Annotated in this window: 19 protein-coding genes and 2 tRNA genes; 11 read left to right on the forward strand and 10 right to left on the reverse strand. The window is 68.2% G+C overall.

Annotated features, from left to right (window positions below; all coding sequences use genetic code 11):
* Positions 1-37: 37 nt before the first annotated feature.
* The 4 genes from DTS01S_RS26665 (at position 38) to DTS01S_RS26680 (ending at position 4,196) form a co-directional block, all read left to right on the forward strand.
* Positions 38-931 carry a YicC/YloC family endoribonuclease gene (locus DTS01S_RS26665; RefSeq protein WP_017407182.1) on the forward strand — a complete coding sequence of 298 codons (894 nt, stop codon included), beginning with the start codon at positions 38-40 and terminating at the stop codon, positions 929-931.
* 44 nt (positions 932-975) lie between these two features.
* Positions 976-1,605: a guanylate kinase gene (gene gmk, locus DTS01S_RS26670; RefSeq protein ID WP_016450311.1), complete on the forward strand. Its 630-nt coding sequence runs from the start codon at positions 976-978 to the stop codon at positions 1,603-1,605.
* An 18-nt stretch (positions 1,606-1,623) separates the two neighbouring features.
* Positions 1,624-1,827: a DNA-directed RNA polymerase subunit omega gene (gene rpoZ, locus DTS01S_RS26675; RefSeq protein ID WP_016450310.1), complete on the forward strand. Its 204-nt coding sequence runs from the start codon at positions 1,624-1,626 to the stop codon at positions 1,825-1,827.
* A gap of 101 nt (positions 1,828-1,928) precedes the next feature.
* A complete protein-coding gene (locus tag DTS01S_RS26680) occupies positions 1,929-4,196 on the forward strand; it encodes a RelA/SpoT family protein (RefSeq protein WP_016450309.1) in 2,268 nt (755 codons plus the stop codon).
* A 27-nt stretch (positions 4,197-4,223) separates the two neighbouring features.
* On the opposite strand, the gene DTS01S_RS26685 is transcribed toward DTS01S_RS26680, so the two are convergent.
* Positions 4,224-5,087 (reverse strand): NAD-dependent protein deacetylase, encoded by an 864-nt coding sequence (locus tag DTS01S_RS26685; protein WP_061289728.1) that lies wholly within the window; start codon positions 5,085-5,087, stop codon positions 4,224-4,226.
* Between the two features lie 88 nt (positions 5,088-5,175).
* Here DTS01S_RS26685 and DTS01S_RS26690 point away from each other — a divergent pair, with 88 nt between their 5' ends.
* Positions 5,176-6,579, forward strand: coding sequence for a lytic murein transglycosylase (locus DTS01S_RS26690; RefSeq protein ID WP_061289731.1), 1,404 nt, complete (start codon positions 5,176-5,178; stop codon positions 6,577-6,579).
* 4 nt (positions 6,580-6,583) lie between these two features.
* Here DTS01S_RS26690 and greB read toward each other — a convergent pair whose 3' ends face one another.
* The 3 genes from greB to DTS01S_RS26705 form a co-directional block, all read right to left on the reverse strand.
* Complete coding sequence (greB, locus tag DTS01S_RS26695) at positions 6,584-7,150, reverse strand: transcription elongation factor GreB (RefSeq protein ID WP_016450306.1); 567 nt, start codon at positions 7,148-7,150, stop codon at positions 6,584-6,586.
* A gap of 117 nt (positions 7,151-7,267) precedes the next feature.
* Positions 7,268-7,344, reverse strand: a tRNA-Arg gene (locus DTS01S_RS26700).
* Between the two features lie 169 nt (positions 7,345-7,513).
* A tRNA-Arg gene (locus DTS01S_RS26705) sits at positions 7,514-7,590 on the reverse strand.
* A 183-nt stretch (positions 7,591-7,773) separates the two neighbouring features.
* On the opposite strand from DTS01S_RS26705, the gene pdxR reads away from it, so the two are divergent.
* Positions 7,774-9,297: a MocR-like pyridoxine biosynthesis transcription factor PdxR gene (pdxR, locus tag DTS01S_RS26710; protein ID WP_061289734.1), complete on the forward strand. Its 1,524-nt coding sequence runs from the start codon at positions 7,774-7,776 to the stop codon at positions 9,295-9,297.
* A 47-nt stretch (positions 9,298-9,344) separates the two neighbouring features.
* On the opposite strand, the gene DTS01S_RS26715 is transcribed toward pdxR, so the two are convergent.
* Positions 9,345-10,787: an amino acid permease gene (locus DTS01S_RS26715; protein WP_016450754.1), complete on the reverse strand. Its 1,443-nt coding sequence runs from the start codon at positions 10,785-10,787 to the stop codon at positions 9,345-9,347.
* A 124-nt stretch (positions 10,788-10,911) separates the two neighbouring features.
* Positions 10,912-11,310, reverse strand: a complete 399-nt coding sequence (locus tag DTS01S_RS26720; protein WP_013803799.1) for a nuclear transport factor 2 family protein — start codon at positions 11,308-11,310, stop codon at positions 10,912-10,914.
* A 334-nt stretch (positions 11,311-11,644) separates the two neighbouring features.
* Between DTS01S_RS26720 and DTS01S_RS26725 the strand changes: the two genes are divergently transcribed.
* Entirely contained in the window at positions 11,645-13,066 is a 1,422-nt protein-coding gene (locus DTS01S_RS26725; protein WP_012203944.1) for an NAD(P)/FAD-dependent oxidoreductase, read from the forward strand.
* Positions 13,067-13,146: 80 nt separating this feature from the next.
* Here the strand turns inward: DTS01S_RS26725 and DTS01S_RS26730 are convergent, their stop codons facing one another.
* Together DTS01S_RS26730 and DTS01S_RS26735 are read right to left on the reverse strand one after the other, a co-directional pair.
* Positions 13,147-13,548: a group II truncated hemoglobin gene (locus DTS01S_RS26730; protein ID WP_034367729.1), complete on the reverse strand. Its 402-nt coding sequence runs from the start codon at positions 13,546-13,548 to the stop codon at positions 13,147-13,149.
* Positions 13,549-13,587: 39 nt separating this feature from the next.
* Positions 13,588-15,102 (reverse strand): MFS transporter, encoded by a 1,515-nt coding sequence (locus tag DTS01S_RS26735; protein ID WP_074931984.1) that lies wholly within the window; start codon positions 15,100-15,102, stop codon positions 13,588-13,590.
* Between the two features lie 205 nt (positions 15,103-15,307).
* On the opposite strand from DTS01S_RS26735, the gene DTS01S_RS26740 reads away from it, so the two are divergent.
* Positions 15,308-16,189, forward strand: coding sequence for a LysR family transcriptional regulator (locus DTS01S_RS26740; RefSeq protein ID WP_017407454.1), 882 nt, complete (start codon positions 15,308-15,310; stop codon positions 16,187-16,189).
* A gap of 661 nt (positions 16,190-16,850) precedes the next feature.
* Positions 16,851-17,159 (forward strand): hypothetical protein, encoded by a 309-nt coding sequence (locus DTS01S_RS26745; protein ID WP_017407691.1) that lies wholly within the window; start codon positions 16,851-16,853, stop codon positions 17,157-17,159.
* A gap of 441 nt (positions 17,160-17,600) precedes the next feature.
* Here DTS01S_RS26745 and DTS01S_RS26750 read toward each other — a convergent pair whose 3' ends face one another.
* Complete coding sequence (locus DTS01S_RS26750) at positions 17,601-20,135, reverse strand: ABC transporter permease (RefSeq protein ID WP_026062873.1); 2,535 nt, start codon at positions 20,133-20,135, stop codon at positions 17,601-17,603.
* A gap of 96 nt (positions 20,136-20,231) precedes the next feature.
* On the reverse strand, positions 20,232-21,452 hold the full coding sequence (locus DTS01S_RS26755) for a porin (protein ID WP_047219239.1): 1,221 nt from the start codon (positions 21,450-21,452) through the stop codon (positions 20,232-20,234).
* Positions 21,453-21,698: 246 nt separating this feature from the next.
* Here DTS01S_RS26755 and DTS01S_RS26760 point away from each other — a divergent pair, with 246 nt between their 5' ends.
* Positions 21,699-22,667, forward strand: a complete 969-nt coding sequence (locus tag DTS01S_RS26760) for a Bug family tripartite tricarboxylate transporter substrate binding protein (protein WP_047219238.1) — start codon at positions 21,699-21,701, stop codon at positions 22,665-22,667.
* Between the two features lie 20 nt (positions 22,668-22,687).
* On the forward strand, positions 22,688-23,533 hold the full coding sequence (locus tag DTS01S_RS26765; protein ID WP_061289737.1) for a TauD/TfdA dioxygenase family protein: 846 nt from the start codon (positions 22,688-22,690) through the stop codon (positions 23,531-23,533).
* The last annotated feature ends 41 nt before the right edge of the window (positions 23,534-23,574 follow it).

Genomic DNA, 23,574 nt, shown 5'->3' on the forward strand with positions numbered 1-23,574 from the left:
GCAAGCATCCATCAAAAGTCCAATGCCAGTTTACAGCATGACCGGATACGCCAGTGCCCAGCACGGCGCGTCCGAAGAAGATGGTGGAGCGTCGGGCCGCAACAGCCGGCTCGGTCTGGAGATCCGCTCGGTCAACAGCCGCTTCCTGGATCTTTCGTTCCGCCTGCCCGACGAACTGCGCGCGCATGAGCCAGCCTTGCGGGCCCTTTTGACCGCCCGCCTCAAGCGCGGCAAGGTCGAGGTGCGCGCCGCCATCGACAACGACGACGGCAACTCCCTGCCCGACCCCTCCACCGCCATGCTGCAGCGCCTGGCCATGCTCCAGGACACTGTCCAGTCCTGGCTGCCCGACGCCCGCAGCCTGTCCGTCTCCGACGCCCTGCGCCTGGCCAGCGGCAGCGGCAACTCGGCCGTTGACTGGAGCAGCGTGCTGCCCACGCTGGCAGAGCAGGCCCTGACCGAACTGCTGGAGGCCCGCGCCCGCGAAGGCAAGCGCCTGGCCACCATGCTGCTGGACCGCATCGCGCAGCTGCGCAAGCTCGCGGCAGATGCCACGCCCCTGGTGCCCCAGCTCGTGGAGCAGCAGCGCCTGCGCTTCATGGAGCGCTGGAAGGAAGCGATGGCCCTGGCCGAAGGCGCCGTGGCGCCCGAAGCCGCCCAGGACCGCGCCCTGACCGAGGCCACGGCCTTTGCCATCCGCATCGACGTGGCCGAGGAAGTCACCCGCCTGGACTCGCACCTGGACGAGATCCAGAGCCTGCTCAAGAAGGGCGGCGAGATCGGCAAGCGCCTGGATTTCCTGATCCAGGAACTGCACCGCGAAGCCAATACGCTGGGCTCCAAGTCCGCCACGCTGGAGCTGACCCGCATCAGCGTGGACATGAAGGTGCTGATCGAGCAGATGCGCGAGCAGGTGCAGAACATCGAATAAGCCCATCACAGATGCCCATGCGTAACCAAACTGCGCACAAATCCATGGATTACCCCGGAAACCTCTTTGTCGTCTCGGCCCCCAGCGGGGCCGGCAAGTCCAGCCTGGTGCGCGCGCTGCGCGAGTTCGATGCGCGCGTCTCCCCTTCCGTCTCCCACACCACGCGCGCGCCGCGTGGCCAGGAAAAGCACGGCCGCGAGTACTACTTCGTCTCCGACCAGGAGTTCGACGCCATGGTGTCGAACAACGCCTTCGTCGAATGGGCGAACGTGCACAGCCGCCGCTACGGCACGGCCAAGAAGGCGCTGGAAGAGCGCATCCAGGTCGGCACCGACGTGCTGCTGGAGATCGACTACCAGGGCGCACTGCAGGTCAAGCAAGCGTTTCCGAACGCCGTGCTGATCTTCATCCTGCCGCCCAGCTGGGACGAGCTGCGTGCCCGCCTGGAAAACCGGGGCGAGGACGCGCCCGAGGTGATCGAGCTGCGCCTGAAGAACGCGGCCGAGGAGATGGCCCAGGTGGCGAAATTCGACTTCGTTATAATCAACGAATTGTTCGAGAGCGCACTGTTTGATCTCAAGACGATCATCCACGCCCAGCGCCTCAAGTATGCGGCTCAGCGCAGCCGCCGCGCAGAGACCTTCGAGTCTCTCAATATTTCTGAACCCAACTGACGTTTCCCGGAGATCCTGATGGCACGCATCACTGTTGAAGACTGCCTGGAGCAGATCCCTAACCGCTTCCAGCTCGTGTTGGCCGCCACTTACCGCGCACGCATGCTGAGCCAGGGTCACACGCCCAAGATCGAAACCAAGAACAAGCCCGGCGTCACCGCGCTGCGCGAGATCGCCGAAGGCAAGGTCGGCATCGAGATGCTGAAGAAGGTTCCGGGCTGATTTGCTGCAAAGCAACACAATGGCCCCACAAAGAGCACCGCACAGCGGTGCTTTTTTTACATGAAGCCTGCACAAACCAGCATGCACGCTACATTTAAGTCATGAAAGCGGCCTTGACTTCGTTCACAGCCCCCTCTGATCCCGTACCGCCACCCCGGCCCGAGCGCATGTCTGCAGAGCAGGCAACCGCCGTGTCGGCCAATGCCTTTGCCGGACTGATGGAGCACCTGGGATACCTGGATGCCACCAGCATCGAGCAGGTGCGCGAAGCCTATGCCTTCGCCGACCAGGCCCACAGCGACCAGTGGCGCAGCAGCGGCGAACCCTATATCACCCATCCCATCGCGGTCACGGCGCTGTGCGCGAGCTGGAAGCTCGACGCCCCGGCCCTGATGGCCGCGCTGCTGCACGATGCGATGGAAGACTGCGGCGTCACCAAGGCCGATCTCGCCCAGCGCTTCGGCCAGGACGTGGCCGAGCTGGTCGACGGCCTCACGAAGCTGGACAAGCTGCAGTTCAACACGCGCGAAGAGAACCAGGCGGAATCCTTCCGCAAGATGCTGCTGGCCATGGCGCGCGATGTGCGCGTGATCCTGATCAAGCTGGCCGACCGCACCCACAACATGCGCACCATGGGCGACATGCCGCGCAGCAAGTGGGGCCGCATCTCCTCGGAAACGCTGGAGATCTACGCACCCATCGCCCACCGCCTGGGGCTGAACCAGACCTACCGCGAGCTGCAGGACCTGGCCTTCCGCCACCTGCATCCCTGGCGCTACGCCACGCTGGAAAAAGCCATCGCCCGCTCGCGCAAGCGACGCCGCGACCTGGTCCAGCGCGTGCAGGACGAGGTCAATGCCGAGTTCGCCGGCGCGGGGCTGCAGGCCCGCCTTGCCGGCCGCGAAAGCACGCTGTATTCGCTCTATCTGCGCATGGAGAAGAACCAGCTGAGCTTTGCCAAGGTGACGGACATCTACGGCTTTCGCATCATCTTGCCGCGTGTGATCGATTGCTACACGGCGCTGGGCGTGCTGCACCAGATGTACAAGCCCATGCCGGGCCGCTTCAAGGACTACATCGCCATTGCCAAGAACAATGGCTACCAGTCGCTGCACACCACGCTGGTGGGTCCCTCGGGCGTGAACATCGAGTTCCAGATCCGCACCGAGGAAATGCACATCGTCGCCGAGGCCGGCGTGGCCGCCCATTGGCTCTACAAGGCCCAGCCCGGCCACGATTCCGAGCAGCTGGGCACGCAGTGGCTCCAATCGCTGCTGGACATCCAGAACGAGACGCGCGATGCCGCCGAGTTCTGGGACCACGTCAAGGTGGACCTGTTCCCCGACGCCGTCTACGTGTTCACGCCCAAGAGCGAGATCATGGCCATGCCGCGCGGCGCCACCGTGGTGGACTTCGCCTATGCGATCCACAGCAAGGTCGGCAACCACATGACCGCCGCGCGCATCAACAACGAGGAAGTGCCGCTGCGCACCGAACTCAAGAGCGGCGACGTGGTGCAGATCGTCACCTCCGAAGACGCCACGCCCAACCCGGCCTGGCTGGGCTTCGTCAAGACCGGCCGCGCGCGCTCCAAGATCCGCCATTACCTGAAGTCGGCCGCGCAAAGCGAATCGGCACGCCTGGGCGAGAACCTGCTGGCCCAGGCCATGCGCGCCGAAGGCATGGACGCCGTGCCGCCGGCCGATGAAGCCAACCAGGCGCTGTGGGACGAAGTGCTGCGCATGGCAGGCAGCCGCAGCCGCGCCGACCTGATGGTGGACATCGGCATGGGCCGGCGCATTGCATCGCTGGTGGCCTCGCGCCTGACGGCGCTGATGGCGCGCCACGGCCACCGGCCCGACGCCCTGCTGCTCACGCGCGAACGCTTCAATGCCAGCAACCGGCCTTTCCAGGGCGCCGTGCTGCTGGACGGCTCCAACCAGGGCTCCATCCACTACGCGCAGTGCTGCCGGCCCGTGCCGGGCGACGCCATCGTGGGCTATCTGGGCAGCGGCGAAGGCCTGATCGTGCACCACGCGCAATGCAAGATCGCACAGCGCCTGCAGGAAAAGGACAGCGACCGCTTCATCGTCGTGGAATGGGCAGATGACATCGATGCCGCGCGCCTTTTCGAGGCCCGCATCGTCGTCACCGTCAACAACGGCAAGGGCGTGCTCGCCCGCGTGGCAGCCGAGCTGGCCGGCGCCGAAGTGGACATCCTGCGCGTGGACATGGCCGACGAGGCCGCCATGAGCACCACGGACCTGTGCTTCGTGATCTCGGTGCACGACAACCAGCAGGTGGAGTCCGCGCTGCGCAACCTGCGCCGCGTGCACTCGGTGGTGCGCGCATCGCGCGTCATCCCCTGAACACTGCCCCGCTCCTGCGGGGCTTTTTCATTGCTCCAGGTCCTGGGCCAGCTGCTGCAGCAACGGGCCGCAGTCCTGCTCGATCTTGAGGGCCAGCAAATCCTCGGAGCGCATGCGGCCCTGGTTGATGGCGGCCACCGGCTTGCCCTGGGCCACGGCCTCATGCACGAAGCGCAGGCCTGAATACACCATCAGCGAAGAACCGGCGACCAGCAGCCCGCCGGCCTGCTGCAGCATGGCGCGCACGGCCTGCACCCGCTGGCTGGGCACGCCTTCCCCATAGAACACCACATCGGGCTTGAGCACGCCGCCGCAGTGCGGGCAGGCCGGCACGTCGAAGCGGCTGAAGTCGCGCCCTTCCAGGTCGGCATCGCCATCGGGCGCGGCCTGGGCGCTCAGGCCGGCCCAGCCGGGGTTGCGCTGCAGCAGCATGGCCTGCAGCGCGGCGCGCTCCATGCCGGCGCCACAACCCATGCAGCGCACGGCGGCAATGCGGCCGTGCAGGTCGATGACACCCTCGCTGCCTGCCGCCGTATGCAGGCCGTCCACGTTCTGGGTGACCAGGCCGGCCATCCATCCGCGCTGCTGCAGCAGCGCCAGCGCCTCATGGGCCGGGCCGGGCCGGGCCTGCGCCATCACGGGCCAGCCCAGCAGGCTGCGCGCCCAATAGCGCTGGCGCGTGGCATGGCTGCCCATGAAGGCCTGCAGCGTCACGGGCTGGGGCCGCTTCCACTGCCCCGCCGCATCGCGGTAGTCCGGAATGCCCGAGCCTGTGCTGCAACCTGCGCCCGTCAGCACCAGCCAGCGCTGGCCAGGGCGCAGCAGGGCACGCAGCGCCTGCGCGGCATCCTGCACAGGCGGGGACAGGGAGGGCGATGGTGCAGCAGTCATGGGAGCACAGCATAGCGATCCATGGATGGCTTGGTGCGGAAACACCGTGTTGCATTCAGCGCCAGGGCGCAGCGGAGACAATGGCTGCATGCCCCACGCACATGCCACCGCCCCCGTCCCCAGCAACGCCAACGGCCCCCACATGCTGACCCGCGCCGGACTGGCCACCGCCCTGACTGCCGCTCTGCTGGCCGGCTGCGCCTCCCGACCTGCGCCCACGCCGGTGCCAGCGCCAGCTTCCGCTGCGGCGACTTCCATGGCTGCGGCCGCCCCTGCCGCCCCTACCGCCCCTGCCGCGGCGGCACAGGCCGGCCCGGCCGCAGCGCCTGCTGCCGAGGCAAGCGGCGCGCAAGAGGCGTCCCAGCAGGCCGAGGCCGCCAGCTTCGAGGCCTGGAAGCGGGACTTCGCGCGCAAGGCGCTGGAGGCCGGCATCTCCGCCAAGACCGTGAGCAGCGCGCTGGAGCCGGCCCGGCTGCAGCGGCGCGCGGTGCAGCTGGACCGCTCGCAGCCCGAGTTCACGCGCACGCCCTGGCAGTACCTGGACAGCGCCGTCTCGGCCCAGCGCATTGCCCAGGGCCGCACCAAGCTGCGCGAAGCGGCTGCACCGCTGCAGGCGGCCAGCCAGCGCCATGGCGTGCCGGCCGAGGTGATCGCCGCCATCTGGGGCATGGAAAGCAATTACGGCAGCAACTTCGGCAACTTCCCCACCGTCGATGCGCTGGCCACCCTGGCCTTCGACGGCCGGCGCGCGGCCTGGGCTCAGAAGGAGTTGCTGGCCGCCCTGCGCATCATCGACAACGGCGACATCGATGCGGCCCACATGATCGGCTCCTGGGCCGGCGCCATGGGCCATACGCAGTTCCTGCCCTCGGTCTTCCTGGCCTATGCAGTGGATGCCGATGGCGATGGCCGCCGCGACATCTGGGGCAGCCTGCCCGATGTGACGGCCTCCACGGCGAACTACCTGGCCCATTCGGGCTGGAAGACGGGCGAGCCCTGGGGCGTGGAAGTGCGCCTGCCGGCAGGCTTTGACCATGCACGCGCCGAGACCAGCGTGCGCCAGGACAGCGCGCAATGGGCGGCCGAGGGCGTGCAGGCCGTGGACGGCTCCGCCCTGCCCGCCATGGCCGATGCCAGCGTGATCGCACCGGCCGGCGCGCGCGGCCCGGCCTTCATGGTGGGCGCCAACTTCCGCACCATCCTGCGCTACAACAACTCCGTGAATTACGCATTGGGCGTGGGCCTGCTGTCGCAGCAACTGGCCGGCGGCCCGGGCGTGCAGGCGGCCTGGCCACGCGATCTGGCACCGCTGTCGCGCGAGCAGTTGCGCGCCTTGCAGGCCGCGCTCAACGAACGGGGATTTTCAGCCGGCACGGCCGATGGCGTGATGGGCCCGGCCACGCGCGCGGGCCTGCGCCAGTTCCAGCAAAGCCAGGGCCTGGTGGCCGACGGCTATCCCACGCTGGAGCTGCTGCAGAAACTGCAGCCCTGAACGCTCACCCGGCGGCGCTGCCCGGCTCCGGGTAGGTGACGTCCAGCACTTCCAGCGTGCGCACACCTGCGGGGGTGGGCAGGGCCACCTCGTCGCCCACACGGGCCTTGAGCAGGGCGCGCGAGACGGGTGCGATCCAGCTGACCTGCTGGCGTGCGCTGTCGGCCTCGTCGATGCCCATGATGGTGATGGTGCGCTCCTCGCCTTCGTCATCGACGTAGGTGACGGTGGCGCCGAAGTAGATCTGCTCGCTGCCGGCATGCACGGAGGGATCGACCACCTCGGCGATCTCCAGCCGCTTGGTCAGGAAGCGGATGCGCCGGTCGATCTCGCGCAGGCGCTTCTTGCCGTACAGATAGTCGCCGTTCTCGGAGCGGTCTCCATTGCTGGCCGCCCAGTGCACGATCTCCACGATGCGCGGGCGCTCGTTGTCGATCAGGTCCAGCAGCTCGCCCTTGAGCCGCGCGAAGCCCTGGGGCGTGATGTAGTTCTTGCCGCCCGGCGGCAAGGGCGGCAGGCCGACTTCATCATCGTCGTCGCCGTCGGATTCCTTGGTGAAAGCCTTGCTCATAGGGAGCCGATCTTCACACAGATCACCGCAGCAGGCGAAGACGCCGCACAAACCTCGACACCAACTGAGCACAAACGAAAAAGCCTCAGAACTTTGCAGTTCTGAGGCTTGTCGTTTTGGTGCGGCTGGCAGGAATCGAACCCACGACCCCTTGGTTCGTAGCCAAGTACTCTATCCAGCTGAGCTACAGCCGCCAAGCTTCGAATTATAGCGTGCTTTTTGAACGCCTACGGAAAACCATGAAAATATCGAAAAATAACCGTTGACCAGCGCCTGAACCATGGCCACGGCCTCTGTGCGGGCCTGTGCGGGCGCCTGAAACGAAAAAGCCTCAGAACTTTGCAGTTCTGAGGCTTGTCGTTTTGGTGCGGCTGGCAGGAATCGAACCCACGACCCCTTGGTTCGTAGCCAAGTACTCTATCCAGCTGAGCTACAGCCGCCAAGACAACGATTGTATATCAATTTCCGGCCTCTCCGCAAAAATTGCAACCATCGCAAACTCCGGGCCCCGTGGCGCACCGCGCTGGCCTATATTGGCCGGTCGCGGATGCAGGCCCTGCCCTGCACCTGCGCGGGAGACAAACACAGCGAGCGGCCCGCCGCAGCGGCGGGAACGACAAGACATGACAGACAAGCGCGCGGCCACGCAGCCGCAACCGCCCGAGGGCGCCATGTGGGGGCAGCTGTTTCGCCGCAGCGCCCGCCCTGCCCTGAGCCTGCAGGGCCAGATCCGCGAGATGCTGGTCGATGCCATCCTCTCGGGCATCCTCGCACCCGGCGAATCCATTCCCTCCAGCCGCGAGCTGGCGCGCCACCTGGGCGTGGCACGCATCACCGTGGTGCTGGCCTACCAGCAGCTGGCCGAGGAAGCCTTTTTGCTGAGCCGCCAGCGCAAGGGCCACTTCATCCATCCCGACGTACTCAAGGGGCGCACGCCGGGCGGCGCTGCGGCCAGCAGCACCCCTGGCGAAGGCCGCCGCACCGACTGGTCGCGGCGCCTGTGGCTGCTGCCCAGCCAGCAGCGCAGCATCGTCAAGGAAGAGGACTGGCAGCGCTACCCCTATCCCTTCCTGTACGGCCAGTTCGACAAGGAGCTGTTTCCCACGGCCGCCTGGCGCGAATGCTGCCTCAAGGCCCTGGGCGTGCTGGACATACGCCAGTGGGCGCCCGACCAGATCGCGCGCGACGACGAGATGCTGATCCAGCAGGTGCAGACCAAGATCCTGCCCAGGCGCGGCGTCTGGGCCTCGGCCGACGAGCTGATCATTACCGTGGGTGCTCAGCACGCCCTCTACATGGTGGCCGACCTGCTGATGCGCGAGGGCACGGCCGTGGGCATCGAGGAGCCCGGCTACCCCGATGCGCGCAACATCTTCAGCAGCCGCACCTCCCAGGTCATCCCGCTGCCGGTGGACGGCCAGGGCCTGCCGGTCACGCCGCTGCTGCGCCAGCTGGACTACCTCTACGTGACGCCTAGTCACCAGTGCCCCACGGGCGTGACCATGCCGCTGGCCCGGCGCGAGGCGCTGCTGGAGATGGCCGAGGCGCACGACATCATCCTCATCGAGGACGACTACGAGAGCGAGAGCAGCTTCGACGGCCAGCCCATTCCGGCGCTCAAGAGCCTGGACCGCAGCAACCGCGTGATCTACGTGGGCAGCCTGTCCAAGAGCCTGGCGCCGGGCCTGCGCGTGGGATACATCGTGGCCGCACCAGAGCTGATACGCGAGCTGCGTGCACTGCGCCGGCTCATGATCCGCCACCCTGCCACCTTCGTGCAGCGCACGCTGGCCATGTTCATCTCCCTGGGCCACTACGAGGCCCAGCAGCGGCGCCTGGCCCAGGCGCAGAAGGAGCGGCACGCAGCCCTCACGGCCGCCATGGCCGAGCATGCGCCCGGCTGCCGCATCACGCCCGTGCGCGGCGGCGGCTCGTGCTGGGTGCAACTGCCCGACCACATTCCCGTCGAAGCCCTGGCGCAGCGCGCCGCCGCGCACGGCGTGCTCATCGAGCCCGGCGATGTGTTCTTCGCACGCCCGGGCACGCCCGGCAGCTACATGCGCATGGGCTACCAATCCATACCCGCCAACGACATCGGCCAGGGCGTGAAGGCCCTGGCCGATGCGATCCGTGAGGAGCAGCAGTAACGCAAGGAATGGCCGGGACCGGCCCTGCCGGTCCCGTCGCCCCTGGGTCAGTACTTCTGCGGCTCGGGCCGCGCAGCCTCGGACAGCGATGTCACCACGGGCGCCACGCCGCGCTGCAGGAACTGCCGCACGGCGTAGGCCAGCAGCAAAATGCACAGGCTGGCCACGCCCAGCGCCAGCGGCGTGCGCTGCTCGGGGATGAAGGCCATGGCGATGACGATGGACAGCATGCCGAAGATGGCGAACCAGGTCAGGTACGGATAGCACCACATGCGCACCTTGAGCTGGTGGGGCGCCTCGCGCTCCAGCCGGGCGCGCAGGCGCAGCTGCGAGATGGCGATCAGGATGTAGACGAAGATCGCCACCGTGCCGTAGGAGTTGACCAGGAAGGCGAACACCTTGTCGGGCGACACATAGGACATCACCACGGCGCCGTAGCCGAACAGCGTGGCCACCAGGATGGCCCGCGTGGGCACGCCATTGCGGCTGACCTTGGCCAGCGCCTGGGGCGCGTCGCCGCGCCGCGTCAGCGCGAACAGCATGCGAGATGACGCATACAGCCCCGAGTTGAGCGCCGACAGCACGGCCGTCAGCACGATGGCATTCATGATCTGCGCGGCGGCCGGCACGCCCATGGTGTTGAGCGCGCTGACATACGGCGTGGCAATGCCGCCCGCATTCCAGGGCACCAGGCAGGCCACCAGGAAGATGGAGCCCACATAGAACACCAGCACGCGCGTGATCACCGAGTTGGTCGCCTTGGCCACGGCCTTCTGCGGCTCGGCCGTCTCGGCGGCGGCAATGGTCACGATCTCGGCGCCGAAGTAAAAGCCCGTGGCCGCCACCGCCCCGGTCAGCACCGGCACGATGCCGTTGGGCATGAAGCCGCCGTTGCCGGTGAGGTTGCCGAAGTGCATGCCCTGCGAGGCGGGCGTCAGGCCCAGCACGTAGACGCCGGCCACGAACAGGAAGACCACGATGGCCGCCACCTTGATGGAGGCGAACCAGAACTCGAACTCGCCAAAGGACTTGACCGACACCAGGTTGGTCAGCGTCAGCATCACCAGCAGCACCAGGCTGATGCTCCAGTTGGGCACATCGGGCAGCCAGTAGCGCACCAGGTCGGCTCCGGCCACGGCCTCCAGCGCCACGACGATGACCCAGAAGTACCAGTACATCCAGCCCGTCAGAAAGCCTGCCAGCCGGCCCACGCCGGGGCGGTCGCGCCAGGCCTCTCGCGCAAACTCGTAGAACGAGCCTCCCCCGGGCATGGAGCAGGCCAGCTCGCCCAGCATGCGCATGACCAGGACCACGAGCAGACCCGTGATGAGGAAGGAAAGAATCGCGGCCGGCCCGGCCGACTTGATGACGACGCCGCTGCCCACGAACAGCCCGGCGCCGATGACGCCACCGAGGGCGATCATGGTCATGTGGCGTTCCTTGAGCCCGTGCGAAAGCCCCGGTGAAGAGGCGTGCTGATTTCCGATCATGTCTTGTCTCCTGTTTTATTCAGGCGCCACGGCTGATGCTCTGTTGTGGTGGCTGCGCAGGTGCGCGCCTTGCCGTGGCGTATCCGGTGTTCCCGGTGGCACGGGGCCGCAAGGCCCCGCGCCGTCAGGCGGCCGCCACCGGCGGGCGGTCCTTGCGGAAGGCGTTCTTCACGGCGATCTTTCCGTCCTTGAAGGTGAAGACATCCACCATGCGCGCTTCCACGCGCAGGCCGTCGGCCTTGGTGCCCTTGAAGGTGCTCTCGGACACGCCACGGTCGCCCTGCACGAAGTGGTCTCCATCGAGCCAGGCCGCATCGGGAAAGGCCTGCCAGGCCATCTGGAAGCCCTCGCGCACCGCCTGGCGGCCGACGAAGCTGCGGCCCATGAGATCGGGGCCGGCCACGGCGTGGAACTCGCATTCATCGGCCATGAAGCCCATCAGGGCCTCGATGTCGTGGCGGTTCCAGGCCTCGGCAAAGCGGGCCAGGAACTGTGCGTCGGGAGGGTTGGTGTCTGCGCTCATGCTGTCTCCTTGTCTGTGGTGGGTACCACGGCGCCGGGCCCGGGCAGGGCCGCCGCGCCGCGTCATCGAAATGTCGATGGGCCATGGTAGGTAGCAGGCACACGGACCCGTTAGAACCAGATGCCATCAATCGTTAGGTCCAGGCGCGCGCACCGGCCGCCGCTGGCTCTATCGAAAGCTGGGCTGTGGCGCTAACTGGCTCCATGGCCTGCTGGCTATGCTGATTCCATCGTCGGCGCACCGCCTTGCAGGGCTTGCCGGCATTGGCCCCATTCCACCGAATCCATAGCAAAAAGCGGCAGATCCCAAGCCGCCGCACCAGGAGACATCCGCCATGAAAGCCGAGGACATCCGCCCCAGCCACCTGCGTCCCTACGACCCTCAGTACGACCCACTGGTGGCCGCCAACCCGGGCCACGGCACGGGCTATGCGCCCACCTACTGGGTCGGCACGGCGGGACGCCCGCCAGACGATGACGGCCCGGTCACCGGCGACATGGACGTGGACGTGGCCATCGTCGGCTCGGGCTTCACGGGCCTGGCCACGGCCCTGTTCCTGGCGCGCGAACACGGCATCCGCGCCGTGGTGCTGGACGCCAACCAGACCGCCTGGGGTTGCACCAGCCGCAACGGCGGCCAGGGGCAGAACGCCAGCGGGCGCCTGTACCGCTCGCAATGGATCGCACGCTGGGGCAAGGACGTGGCGCTCAAGCTCGACGCCGAGATCCGCGAGGGCTTCCAGACCTTCAAGGACCTGGTGGCCGAATTCCCCGAGTGCGAGCCCCAGCCCGGCGGCCACCTCTACATCGCCCACCGCGAAAAGAAACTCGACTTCCTGCGCAACGAGACCCAGATCATGCGCGAGGTCTTCGGCTACGACGCCCGCATGCTCAGCCCCGAGGAGCTGCGCCGCGACTATGTGAACGATGCCGACAGCCATGGAGCCATGCACGAGCCCGACGGCATCGGCGTGCACCCGCTCAAGCTGGCCTTCGGCTACCTGCGCAAGGCGCGGGAGCTGGGCGTCAAGGTGCACCCGGCCAGCCCGGTCCTGGGCGTCGAGACGCGCAACGGCGTGCACCACCTGCGCACGCCCGGCGGCACCGTGCGGGCACGCGCCGTGGGCTTTGCCACGGGCGGCTACACCAGCAATGCCCTGCATGGCAGCCTGCGCTCCAAGATCATGCCCATCCTTTCGAACTCGCTGGTCACGCGGCCGCTGACCGAGCAGGAACTGGAGGCCACGGGCTTCAAGACCACCCAGGTCATCACCGACACCCGCACGCTGCGCTTTTACTACCGCCGCCTGCCCGACAACCGCGTGCAGATCGGCAGCCGCAGCGCCGTCACGGGTGCCGATGCGCCCAACCCCATCCACATGGCCAAGCTGGTGGACGGCCTGCACCGCAAGTTCCCGGCGCTCAAGGGCATCACCATCGACTACTCCTGGTGGGGCTGGGTCGATGTGAGCCACGACATGATGCCGCGCGTCTTCCAGCCCGATCCGGCCCAGAGCATCTTCTACGCCGTGGGCTATGGCGGCAACGGCGTCTCCTTCTCGGCCCACGCGGGCCGTCGCATGGCCGAGCGCATCGCGGGGCGCCAGAGCAAGACCTTCGAGCTGCCCATCTACAACTCGGAGCTGGAGTACCCGAACGTCTTCAACATGGTGCGCTCGCCCGCGTTTGCGCCGTTTCGCCGGCTGGGGCAGCGGTTCCTGTACCACTGGTACTACATGCGCGACGAAAAGCTCTGAACCCCAACCGATTGCTGCTTGGGCCGGCCTCCTGCAGGGGGCCGGCCCTTTTTTTCAGCAGCGCCGGGGGCAGCCAGCTGCTACCGGTTCCGCATCCAGTCGGCCGTGTTCATGAAGCTGGCCTTGAGGCGCACGCGCAAATCCTCGGGCACGCCGGTCTCGCCCATGGCCTGGTCCATGCAGGCCACCCATTGGTCGCGTTCCAGGATGCCGATGGAAAACGGCATGTGGCGCATGCGCAGGCGCGGGTGTCCGAAGCGTTCCTGGTAATGGTCCGGGCCGCCCAGCCAGCCGCACAGGAACCAGAACAGCTTCTGGCGCGCGTCGGCCAGGGTGCTGCCATGGGCGGCACGCAGTTCGGCATAGCCGGGCTCCAGGTCCATCAGATCGTAGAAACGGTCCACCAGGGCCTGCACCCTGGGCTCGCCGCCGATCCATTCATAGGGGGTCTGGGGCGCGTTGTTCTGGGATTCCTCTGACATGGCGAAAAGCAGCTGGCGGCTGAGTGAAACCCGCGATTGTCAGGCATGTGCCATGTCCGTGCTTGCGTGCGTGCCGGCCCGCAAGAAGGCATACACGCCCAGCGCCGTCAGCACGGTGATGCCAGCCAGCACATCGAGCAAGGTGGAAAAGGCCTGGCCATACGCGGCCAGCACGGCCGATGCAGGCAGGCCGGGCAGCAGCGACAGCGCGCCGGCGAGATCGCCCGTCACCAGCAACTGTGCGGCCGGGCCGGTGGCCGCCAGCGCCTGCGGCGCCAGTGGTGCAGCCAGTGCCGACAGCCGCCATGACAGCAGCGCCGCCAGGCCCGCACCCACCAACGCCAGCGCAAAGCCCTCGCCCGCCACGCGCACCGTGCTGAAGATGCCCGTGGCCATGCCCGCGCGCTCGCTGGGCACCACGCTCACGGCCAGGCCATCCATCAAACCCCAGGGCAGCCCGATGCCCAGGCCTATCAGCAGCAGCGGGGGCGCCATCTGCGCAAAGGCCGTGCCCGGCGCGCACCCGCCCAGCCACAGCAGGCCCGCAGCGCACACCAGCAACCCAGCCAGGCACAGCAGCGCGGCCGAAACCCAGCGCGTGAGCCAGCCCGCCAGCAACGGCACGAACAGCATGGGCAGGGACAGCACAAACATCAGCTGCCCCGCCTGCAGCGGCCCCATGCCCTCCACACCGATGAAGCGCACCGGCAGCAGCACCAGCAGCACCACGAAGGCATAGGCCGGCGCACCCGCCAGCAACTGCACGCCCACGAAACGCGGATAGCGAAACAGCGACAGGTCCAGCATGGGCTGCCCCGTGCGCTGCTGCACGCGCCGCTCCACGGCCACAAAGGCCGCCAGCGCCAGCGCGGCGCCGGCCAGCGGCAGCAGCGCCGCCCCGCTGGACCAGCCCGCCTCCGGCCCCTGCAGCACGCCCCAGGTCAGCAGCGCCAGGGCTGCGGTGAACAGCAGCGCACCGGCCCGGTCCAGCCGCTGCGCCTTCGGATTGCGCGACTCAGGCATGCAGCGCAGCCCCAGCACCAGCGCGGCCAGCGCCACGGCGGCCACGCAAAGCACCACGCCGCGCCAGCCCGCCACGCCCAGCAACCAGCCCGACAGCAACGGCCCGAAGGCCAGGCCCACGCCAAACGACGTGCCCACGCCACTGAAGGCACGCATGCGCGCCGTCCCGTCGAACACCTGGGCCAGCGCCGCCGTGCCGCCCGCCAGCGCGGCCGCCGCGCCCAGGCCCTGCAGCGCACGCAGCAGGTTGAACACGACAATGGCCCCCTGCCCGCCCAGGCAGGCCTGGGCCAGCGCACTGGCCAGCACCACGCCCAGCCCGGTCAGGAAAACGCGCCGCCGCCCGTGCAGATCGGCCAGCGCGCCAGCCGCCATCAGCGTGGCGCCAAAGCTCAGCATGAAGGCATTCGTCACCCAGTTGAGCGCCAGCGGCCCGCCGCCCAGCGCCTCGCGCAGCGCAGACAGGGCCACGGCCGGCCCGGTAAAGCTCAGCGGCATCGCCAGCGCCGCAAGGCAGACCGACAACAGCACCCAGACCGGGGACGCATGCGGTCGCGCTGTGCCGTGGAGCGCACCCGGTGCGCGGGAAGAAGTCAGGCAGGAGGACATGGTTGGCAAGGCTTTCGCAATTTCCCGGCCGCACATGGCCAGGCATGCATGAACGATAAAAGCGCTGCAATGCCGTGAAAATAGGCGCCAGACTCCCCACACTCCCAACCCCAGGTTGGCAATCGACATGGACAGCTTCAGCGGACTCGAATCCTTTGTGCGTGCAGCCGACCTGCTGAGCTTTGCCGAGGCCGGGCGCGCCCTGGGCATCTCGGCCTCGGCCGTCGGCAAGAACGTGGCGCGGCTGGAAAAGCAACTGGGCCTGCGCCTGTTCCAGCGCACCACGCGCCAGGTGCGGCTCACGCAGGAAGGCGCGCTGTTCCATGAGCGCTGCCGCCGCATCCTGGATGAACTGCACGATGCGCGCGCCACCATGCAGGCCGCCGCCGAGGCGCCGCGCGGACGGCTGCGCGTGAGCCTGCCCACCATCGGCTACCGCTTCCTGCTGCCCGTGCTGCCCGAGTTCCAGGCCCTGTACCCGGAGGTTGACCTGGACCTGGACTTCAACGACCACCTGGTGGACGTGGTCGAGGCCGGCCTGGACGTGGTCATCCGCAGCGGCGAACTGGCCGACTCGCGCCTGGTAGCGCGCCGGCTGGGGCCGTTCCGCTTCATCCTGGCCGGCTCGCCCGCCTACCTGGCGGCACGAGGCATACCGCAATCCCCCGCCGAACTGGCACAGCACAGCTGCCTGCGCTACCGCTTCCTGAGCAGCGGCAAGCTGGAGGAATGGGTGCTGCCCGGCATGCCGCCCCACCTGCCCGCCGCCCTGGTCTGCAACAACATGGAAGCCATGCTGGGCGCGGCCGTGGCGGGCATGGGGCTGGCCTATATGCCGGACTTCCTGGCGCGGGATGCACTGGGGCGTGGCGAACTGCAGCGGGTGCTGGCGGAGGACCTGACGCACACGGGGCAGTTTTCGGCGCTGTGGGCGTCGAGTCGGCAGTTGTCGCCTAAGGTGAGGGCGTTTGTGGATTTTGTGGGGGGGAGGTTGTTCAAGGAGGGCTGAGTTGTGTCTCTGCTCGCCGGAGTCGCCTTTTTTTGCCCCTGCCGGGTGGTTGTTTTTCGAGGCCGGGTCTCGGCCCGGCGGCCGACTGCCCTTTCTTGATTCGCCAAGAAAGGTCAGATCAAAGAAGGCGACCCGAATGTCCGCGACCCTCCGCTTCGCTGCGGGCAACCTGCGTCGTGGCAGTTGCGGGGTTCGCCGTGAAACTCTCTTCGCGCTTCGCGCGCCGCTCAGACAACCGCAGCGAGTCAGATCACGAAGCAGTCCTGTCCTTCGGCAGGACTGCAACCCCGCAACCACCACTCCGCAGGCGCTGACATACGGGAAGTTGGCTCGGGCCTTCGCTTCGCTCGGCCATTTTTTGGGCGCGCTCGTCGTCCAAAGCCTCTATCATTTCGACCGGCCCCCTGTTCAGGGGCTGGTGCTTCAAAACACCTTTATAGAGCGGTGCAGCCTCCCCGTCAGCGAGGCCTTGTCACGTCTGGATCATCGGACCGTGGGTGCCTGCCCACGTCCCTGAGGTTACGGACGGGATGGGGCTACCCGCAAGGGCGTCCGCACGGCTCTGTACGTGTTTTGAACATCCCGTCCACCTTCTTCGCGCTTCAAAACGTAAAGCGGGTGGCTTCCATCTCACAGAGGAGAGCGAAACCATGCACGCCATATGTCCCATCCTGGTTACCGTCACCTGCAGGACCAGGCCATGAAGCAGGAAACACGATCCACCAGCGCCAGAACCACGCAGCTGAACTTCTCCATCACCGAGGTGAACCGAATGGTCCAGATGGGCTGCAACGAGATCTCCTCCATCTCCCAGCTCGCCCAGGCATGGCTGCTATCGCCCGAAGGCCTGCGCGACACGGACGTGGTGACCAACGCCTTGCGCACCATTCAGCACAGCGCCGAGCGGCTGGCCACCTACGTGGAAGACGAGATCTATCTCCTGCGCAACACCGCCAAGCCCGAGGCCTGAAGCAGTAGCCTCAGCCCACGAAAAACAGCCGAGCGCAACAATGGCGCATCGGCTGTTTTGCATTTCCGGCTGTTGGCTGTTGGCTGTTGGCTGTTGGCTGTTGGCTGTTGGCTGCCCCCAGCCTCCCCCTTCTGCCCACGCCTGCGTTGGGCGGGATGCGGGGTGGCAGCCCTGCCGAAGGACAGGGCTGCTTCGTCATCTGACTCGCCGTGATGTTTGAGTGAAGCGCGCAGCGCGTAACGAGTTTCACGGCGCACCCCGCATCCCGCCCAACGCAGGTCGCCCGCAGCGAAGCGAAGGGTCGTGGACAGTTTGGGGCGCGCTTCTTTGCTTCCTTTCTTATCGCGCGATAAGAAAGGGAGTCGGCCGCCGGGCCGAAACCCGGCCTCGAAAAACAACCACCCGGCAGGGTCAAAAACCAGGCCCGGACCTGGCCCCAAACTACTCGGCCACCTGCCTCAACGTATCCATCACAGGCCTCCTCAACACCTCCCGCAACGCCCACCACCCCGCCATCCAGGCCAGCAAGGCCCCCGCAACAGCCCCCGCCAGCGGAGTCCACCAGGGCACGGTCCAGTTGAACTCGAACACCCAGCGCGCCAGGGCCCAGCCCACGGCCCCCGCCGCGCAGCTGGCCAGGAAACCCGCCAGCAGGCCCACGCCGGCCAGCTCGGCGCGCTGCACCTGCGCCAGCAGCCGGGCCTGGGCACCGACGGCGCGCATGATGGCGTACTCGCGGGCGCGCTCCTCGCGCGTGGCGGTGACGGCGGCGAAGAGCACGACCAGGCCGGCGGCCAGGGTGAAGCCGAAGAGGAATTCCACCGCGCGTATCACCTGGTCCAGCACGCGCTGCACCTGGGCCAGCGTGGTGCTCAGGTCCACGTTGGTGATGTTGGGAAACTCGCGCACCAGGGCGTTGTCGAAGCCCGCCACGTCCGGCGCGCGGTAGGCGGCCAGGTAGCTGACGGCCACGTCGTCCAGGTGGTCCACGGGATAGATGACGAAGAAGTTGGCCCGCATCGATCCCCAGTCCACCTTGCGCAGGCTGGTGATGCGCGCCTCGCTGGGCACGCCGCCCACGTCGAAGCCCAGCGTGTCGCCGAGCTTGAGGCCCAGGGTCTCGGCAATGCCGTCCTCCACGCTGATCTCACCCTTGGCGCCAGGCGTCCAGGTGCCCGCCGTGATCAGGTTGTGTGCGGGCGCCTGCGCCGTGGTGGAGAGGTTGAACTCCCGGTCCACCAGGCGCTTGGCACGGTCTTCGCTGAAGTCGTCGGGGCTGACCGGCTTGCCGTTGACGGTGACCAGACGCCCCCGGATCATGGGGAACCAGTCATAGGAGGTGACGCCAGCCTTGTCCAGCGCCGCGCGGAAACCGTCGGCCTGCTCGGGCTGCACGTTGATGACGAAGCGGTTGGGCGCATTGGCCGGCGTGGCCTGGCGCCAGCTGCCGATGAGGTCGGTGCGCAGCAGCACCAGCAGCATGAGCGCCAGCAGCCCCACGGCCAGGCTGCTGATCTGCACCACGGCATAGGCGGGGCGCGCGGCGATCTGGCGCGTGGCCAGCACCAGCCAGCGCGGCGCCGTGCTCTCGTGCACCAGGCGGCGCAGCACCTGCACGGCCAGCCAGCCCAGGGCCGCGAACAGCAGCACGGCCACGGCAAAGCCGCCCACGGCGATCAGGCCCAGCTTGATGTCGCGGCTGGCCGCCAGCAGCAAGGCCGCAAAGCCTGCCACGCCCACGGCCAGCACCACCACCGAGGCAGGCTTGAGCGCGCCCAGGTCGCGGCGCATGACGCGCAGCGGCGGCACGCGCGCCAGCTGCAGCACGGGCGGCAGGCCAAAGGCCAGCAGCAGGGTCAGCCCCATGCCCACGCCGAAGGCCGCAGGCCACAGGCCCGGTGCGGGCAAGGCGGTTTCCACCAGCCCGGCCAGCAGCAGCACGAAGACATGGTGGATGGCCCAGCCCAGCAGCACGCCAGCGGCGCTGGAGGCCAGGCCGACCAGCACGAACTCCACGGTGTAGGCGCCCGCGATGCGCCGCTGGCTCTGGCCGAGCACGCGCAGCATGGCCGAGGCGTCGAGGTGGCTGTTGGCAAAGCCGCGCGCAGCCAGGGCCACGGCCACGGCCGACAGCAGCGCCGCCAGCAGGGCGACCAGGCTCAGGAATTTCTCGGCGCGGTCCAGCGTCTGGCGCATCTCGGGGCGGCCGCTGTCCAGCGACTCCACGCGCACGCCATGCACGCCGGGCGCCTTGGCCTGCTGCTCGGCCCAGACGCGGTAGCGCTGCACGGCCGCCTCGGAGCCATCACCCGCGCCGGCCACGGCCAGGCGGTAGGTGATGCGGCTGGCCGGCTGCACCAGGCCTGTGGCGGCCAAGTCGGCGGAGGTGATCATCACGCGCGGCGCAAAGTTCATGAAGCCCGCGCCCCGGTCGGGCTCGATGGAGATGATGCGCGCCACGCGCAGTTGGGCGTCGCCCAGCAGCAGCATGTCCCCCACGCCTATGCCCAGCGACTCCAGCAGCGGCGCATCGACCCAGGCCTCGCCCCGCGCCGGTATCTCGCGCGTGGCCCGGTCGGCCGCGCCGGGGGCATCGGCCACGCGCAGGCTGCCGCGCAGCGGATAGCCTTCGGGCACGCTCTTGAGCGCCACCAGGCGGCTCATGCCGCCTTGCGCGTCGCTGGCGCGCGCCATGGTCGGGAAGCTGGATGTCTCCAGGGCCTGCAGCCCTTCGGAGCGTGCGCGCTCGGCAAAGGCCGGCGCCGTGGGGTTGTCGCCGACCACGACCACGTCGCCGCCCAGCAGCTGGCGCGCATCGCGCTGCAGTCCCGCCTGCAGCCGGTCGGCAAAAAAGCCCACCGAACTGAGCGCGGCCACGGCCAGCATCACGGCGACGATCAACAGGCGCAACTCGCCCGCGCGCAGGTCGCGCCACAGGGTGCGCCAACCCAAGGTCCATGCAGAAGATCCATTCATGCCGCGCAGATTAGCGCAGGCGAAGATGGGCACCCGGGCGCCACGGCTATTGGCACGGCTATTGGCACGGCCGTTCAGGACTATGGGCCCGGCCGTTCAGAACATCAGCCGCAGGCCCAGGTCCAGCCCGAGCGCGCCGGCCGGCTGCATGCCGCCCGTGGTCAGGTAGCCGGGCTGGGGCAGGATGGCCGGGTTGCTGACCACCAGCGGCGTCACGCCCATCACGCCCGGGTTGTTGCGCCCGTTGCCCACGCTGATGCGCGACACCGTGGCGTACAGCGCCGTGCGTTTGGACAGCGGGTGCACATAGCCCAGGGCGAGCTTGTTCACAGAGGAATCGCCGTCGGCCAGGCCCTGGCCATTCCTGAACTGCACACGTGCATAGGAGGCGCGCAGCGCCCCCTGGCCCACGGGGATGTTCACGCCGGCCAGCACGCCCAGGTAGCGGTCGTTGATCGCGGCCAGCGTGCCGGCGTCGCGCCGCTCGTTGCGCACGCCGGACCATTCGCCAAACAGCTTGACCGGGCCGAAGTCATAGGAGCCGCCCAGGTTCAGCGAGCGGATCTTTTCCGCGCCGGCGCCCGAGGTGCCCAGGGTGTTCTCGCCATAGCCCAGCGCCACATCGGCCGCCCCCATGGCCCAGCCGATGCGGGCACCCGCGTAGCGCCCCCGCTTCGAGCTGTTCTCGGGGAAGGCGTACATGGCCTGCCCGTAGACGCCGCCCAGGCCCGGCGGCAGGAAATAACCGATGGAGTTGCCTGCGCGCAGATAGGTGTCCGTGCCCGCCGACAGCCCGCCGCCCAGCAGGCCGCCCGTGGCCAGCGCGCGGGCGATGGCCAGGTTGCTGTTGACCACGGCGATCAGGTTGGTGCCCACGCCGTTGACGGTGAAGGGGTCGAAGGCCCAGTCGTTCAGAAACGAAGGCGTGTGATCGCGCCCCATGCGCAGCTCGCCCAGGCGCCCGGACAGGCTGATGGTGGCGCGCCGCCCGAAGTTGAGCGCGCCGCCGCCCGTGTCATTGGCCACCGGCGCCTCCAGCCACAGGCCGGCCATGAGGCCGCCGCCCAGGTCCTCGCTGGCGCGTATGCCGATGCGGCTGGCCAGGTTGCCCGAAGGCGACAGCGCCCAGGTGCTTTGCCGCGCCGAGCGCGCGGGGCCCGTGTCCCAGGATTCGCTGCGCACGCTGTAGCGGCTGATGCCGGCGTCCATCACGCCGAACAGCGTGACCGAGGTGGGCGCCTGGGCGGCGGCCGCGCCTGTCAGACACAGCAGGCCCAGCGCGTGCAGGCCGCAGGGATGGGGGTGAAGTCGGGGCATGGAGGTCTCCTGTTCATCGTGGGGCTGGCGCGGTCCTGCGCCACGAATCGACTCTAGGAAAGCCATCGCGCCGCTTCTTGGCAGTTCATGCCAACGGTTTTGCAATTCACGACATGCGCGGGTTGCCCTGGTCAGGGTTGCCATGGATTTGTCCCAACAAGGCAAATGCCTGTCCCCCAATGGCAAGTCCCGGGAAAGCGGGCTTTCGATACTGGATACCAGAACACGGAACAAGGAGACACGGATATGAGACTGCCCCACGCCATCGCCACGCTGCTCGCGGGCTGCGCCATCACCATCGCCATCGCCGGCACGGCCTGGAGCCGCCAGCCGCTCAGGCTCATCGTGCCCGCACCGCCGGGCGGCACCATGGACATCGTGGCGCGCGTCGTGGGCCAGCAGCTCGCGTCTGAAACAGGCCAGGCCGTGGTGATAGACAACCGCCCGGGCGCAGGCGGCCTGCTGGGCATGCAGACCCTGCTGCAGGCGCCCGCCGACGGGCAGACGCTGCTGGTGGGCGCAAGCAATCTGCTGGCCGAGATCCCCCATGTGATCAAGATGCCGTTCGATCCGCTCAAGGACCTGGTGCCCCTGGCCTCGCTGGCCCGCTCGGGCGTGGTGCTGGTGGCCGGGGCCAGCCAGCCCGCCCAGGACATGCAGGAGCTGCTCGCGCAGCTCAAGGCACGCAAAGGCCAGACCAGCTTTGCCAGCTACAGCCCCGGCACCGTGTCGCACTACGCCGGCCTGATCCTCAGCGACAAGGCGGGCCTGGACCTGCAGCACGTGGGCTACGCGGGCTCGCCGCCGGCCGTGCAGGCCCTGCTGGGCGGCCAGGTGGACGTCATGTTCGACGGCATGCTGACCTCGGTGCCCCTGATCAGGGCCGGCAAGCTGCGTGCCTACGCGTTCTCCGGCCCCCGGCGTTCGCGCCACCTGCCCCAGGTGCCGACCACCGCCGAACTCGGCTACCCCGAGCTGCAGTTTCGCGGCTGGGTGGGCCTGATCGCGCCGGCCCGCCTGCCGCCCGAAACCATGGAACGGCTGCGTGCCGCCATCGGGAAAGCCGCCAGCGCGCCGGCCGTGCAGCAAAAGCTCTCCGACGTGGGGCTGGAGCCCGAGGTGCTCACCGACACCGCCGCGCTGCAGCGCGAGACACGCCAGATGTCCGAGCGCAACGCCGGCATCGTGAAGAAATACCAGATCACCGCGAACTGACTTCCAGGGAAACACCGACCATGCAGATCCGACAGATCACCCCCGCCATCGGCGCCGAAATCTCCGGCATCCATCTCGGCGATGCCGCACGCGACGCCGCACTGTTCGCGGACATCCGCGCCGCGCTGCTGACCCATCGCGTGCTGTTCTTCCGGGACCAGGACATCACGCGCGCCGAACATGTGGCCTTTGCCAGCCGCTTCGGCCCACTGGAGGACCATCCCGTGGCAGGCAGCGATCCCGAGCACCCTGGCCTGGTGCGCATCTACCGCAGCGACGATCCGCACAGCTACGAAAACACCTGGCACTGCGATGGCCTGTGGCGCCCCAACCCGGCCATGGGCGCGGTGCTGCGCTGCATAGAGTGCCCGCCGATCGGCGGCGACACCATCTGGGTCAACATGGTCAAGGCCTACGAGGAGCTGCCCGAGAGCATCAAGCGCAGCATCGACGGCCTGCGCGCCAAGGCCGGCATAGAGCACACCTTCGGTGCCGTGATGGCGCCCGAGGCGCGCGCGCGGCTGGCCAGCGAGCACCCGCCCGTGGAGCATCCCGTGGTGCGCACCCACCCCGAGACCGGCGAGAAGCTGCTGTTCGTGGGCGCGGGCTTCAGCACCCACTTCGTCAACTACAGCACGCCCGAGAACGTGCGCCACGGCATAGACAAGGCGCCCGGCGCCGCGCTGCTGATGAACTACCTGATCAGCCGCGCCATGATTCCCGAATACCAGGTGCGCTGGTCCTGGAAGCCCGGCGACGTGGCCGTCTGGGACAACCGCAGCACCCAGCACTACGCGCTCAACGACTACTACCCGGCGCCCCGCCGCATGGAGCGCGCGGGCATCGTCGGCGACATCCCGCGCTGAGGCCCTGCACAGACTCTTTCCACACCTACCCCCCACCCCCA

Origin of the sequence: Delftia tsuruhatensis NBRC 16741 (assembly GCF_001571325.1) — a bacterium.
Taxonomy (GTDB): domain Bacteria; phylum Pseudomonadota; class Gammaproteobacteria; order Burkholderiales; family Burkholderiaceae_C; genus Comamonas; species Comamonas tsuruhatensis.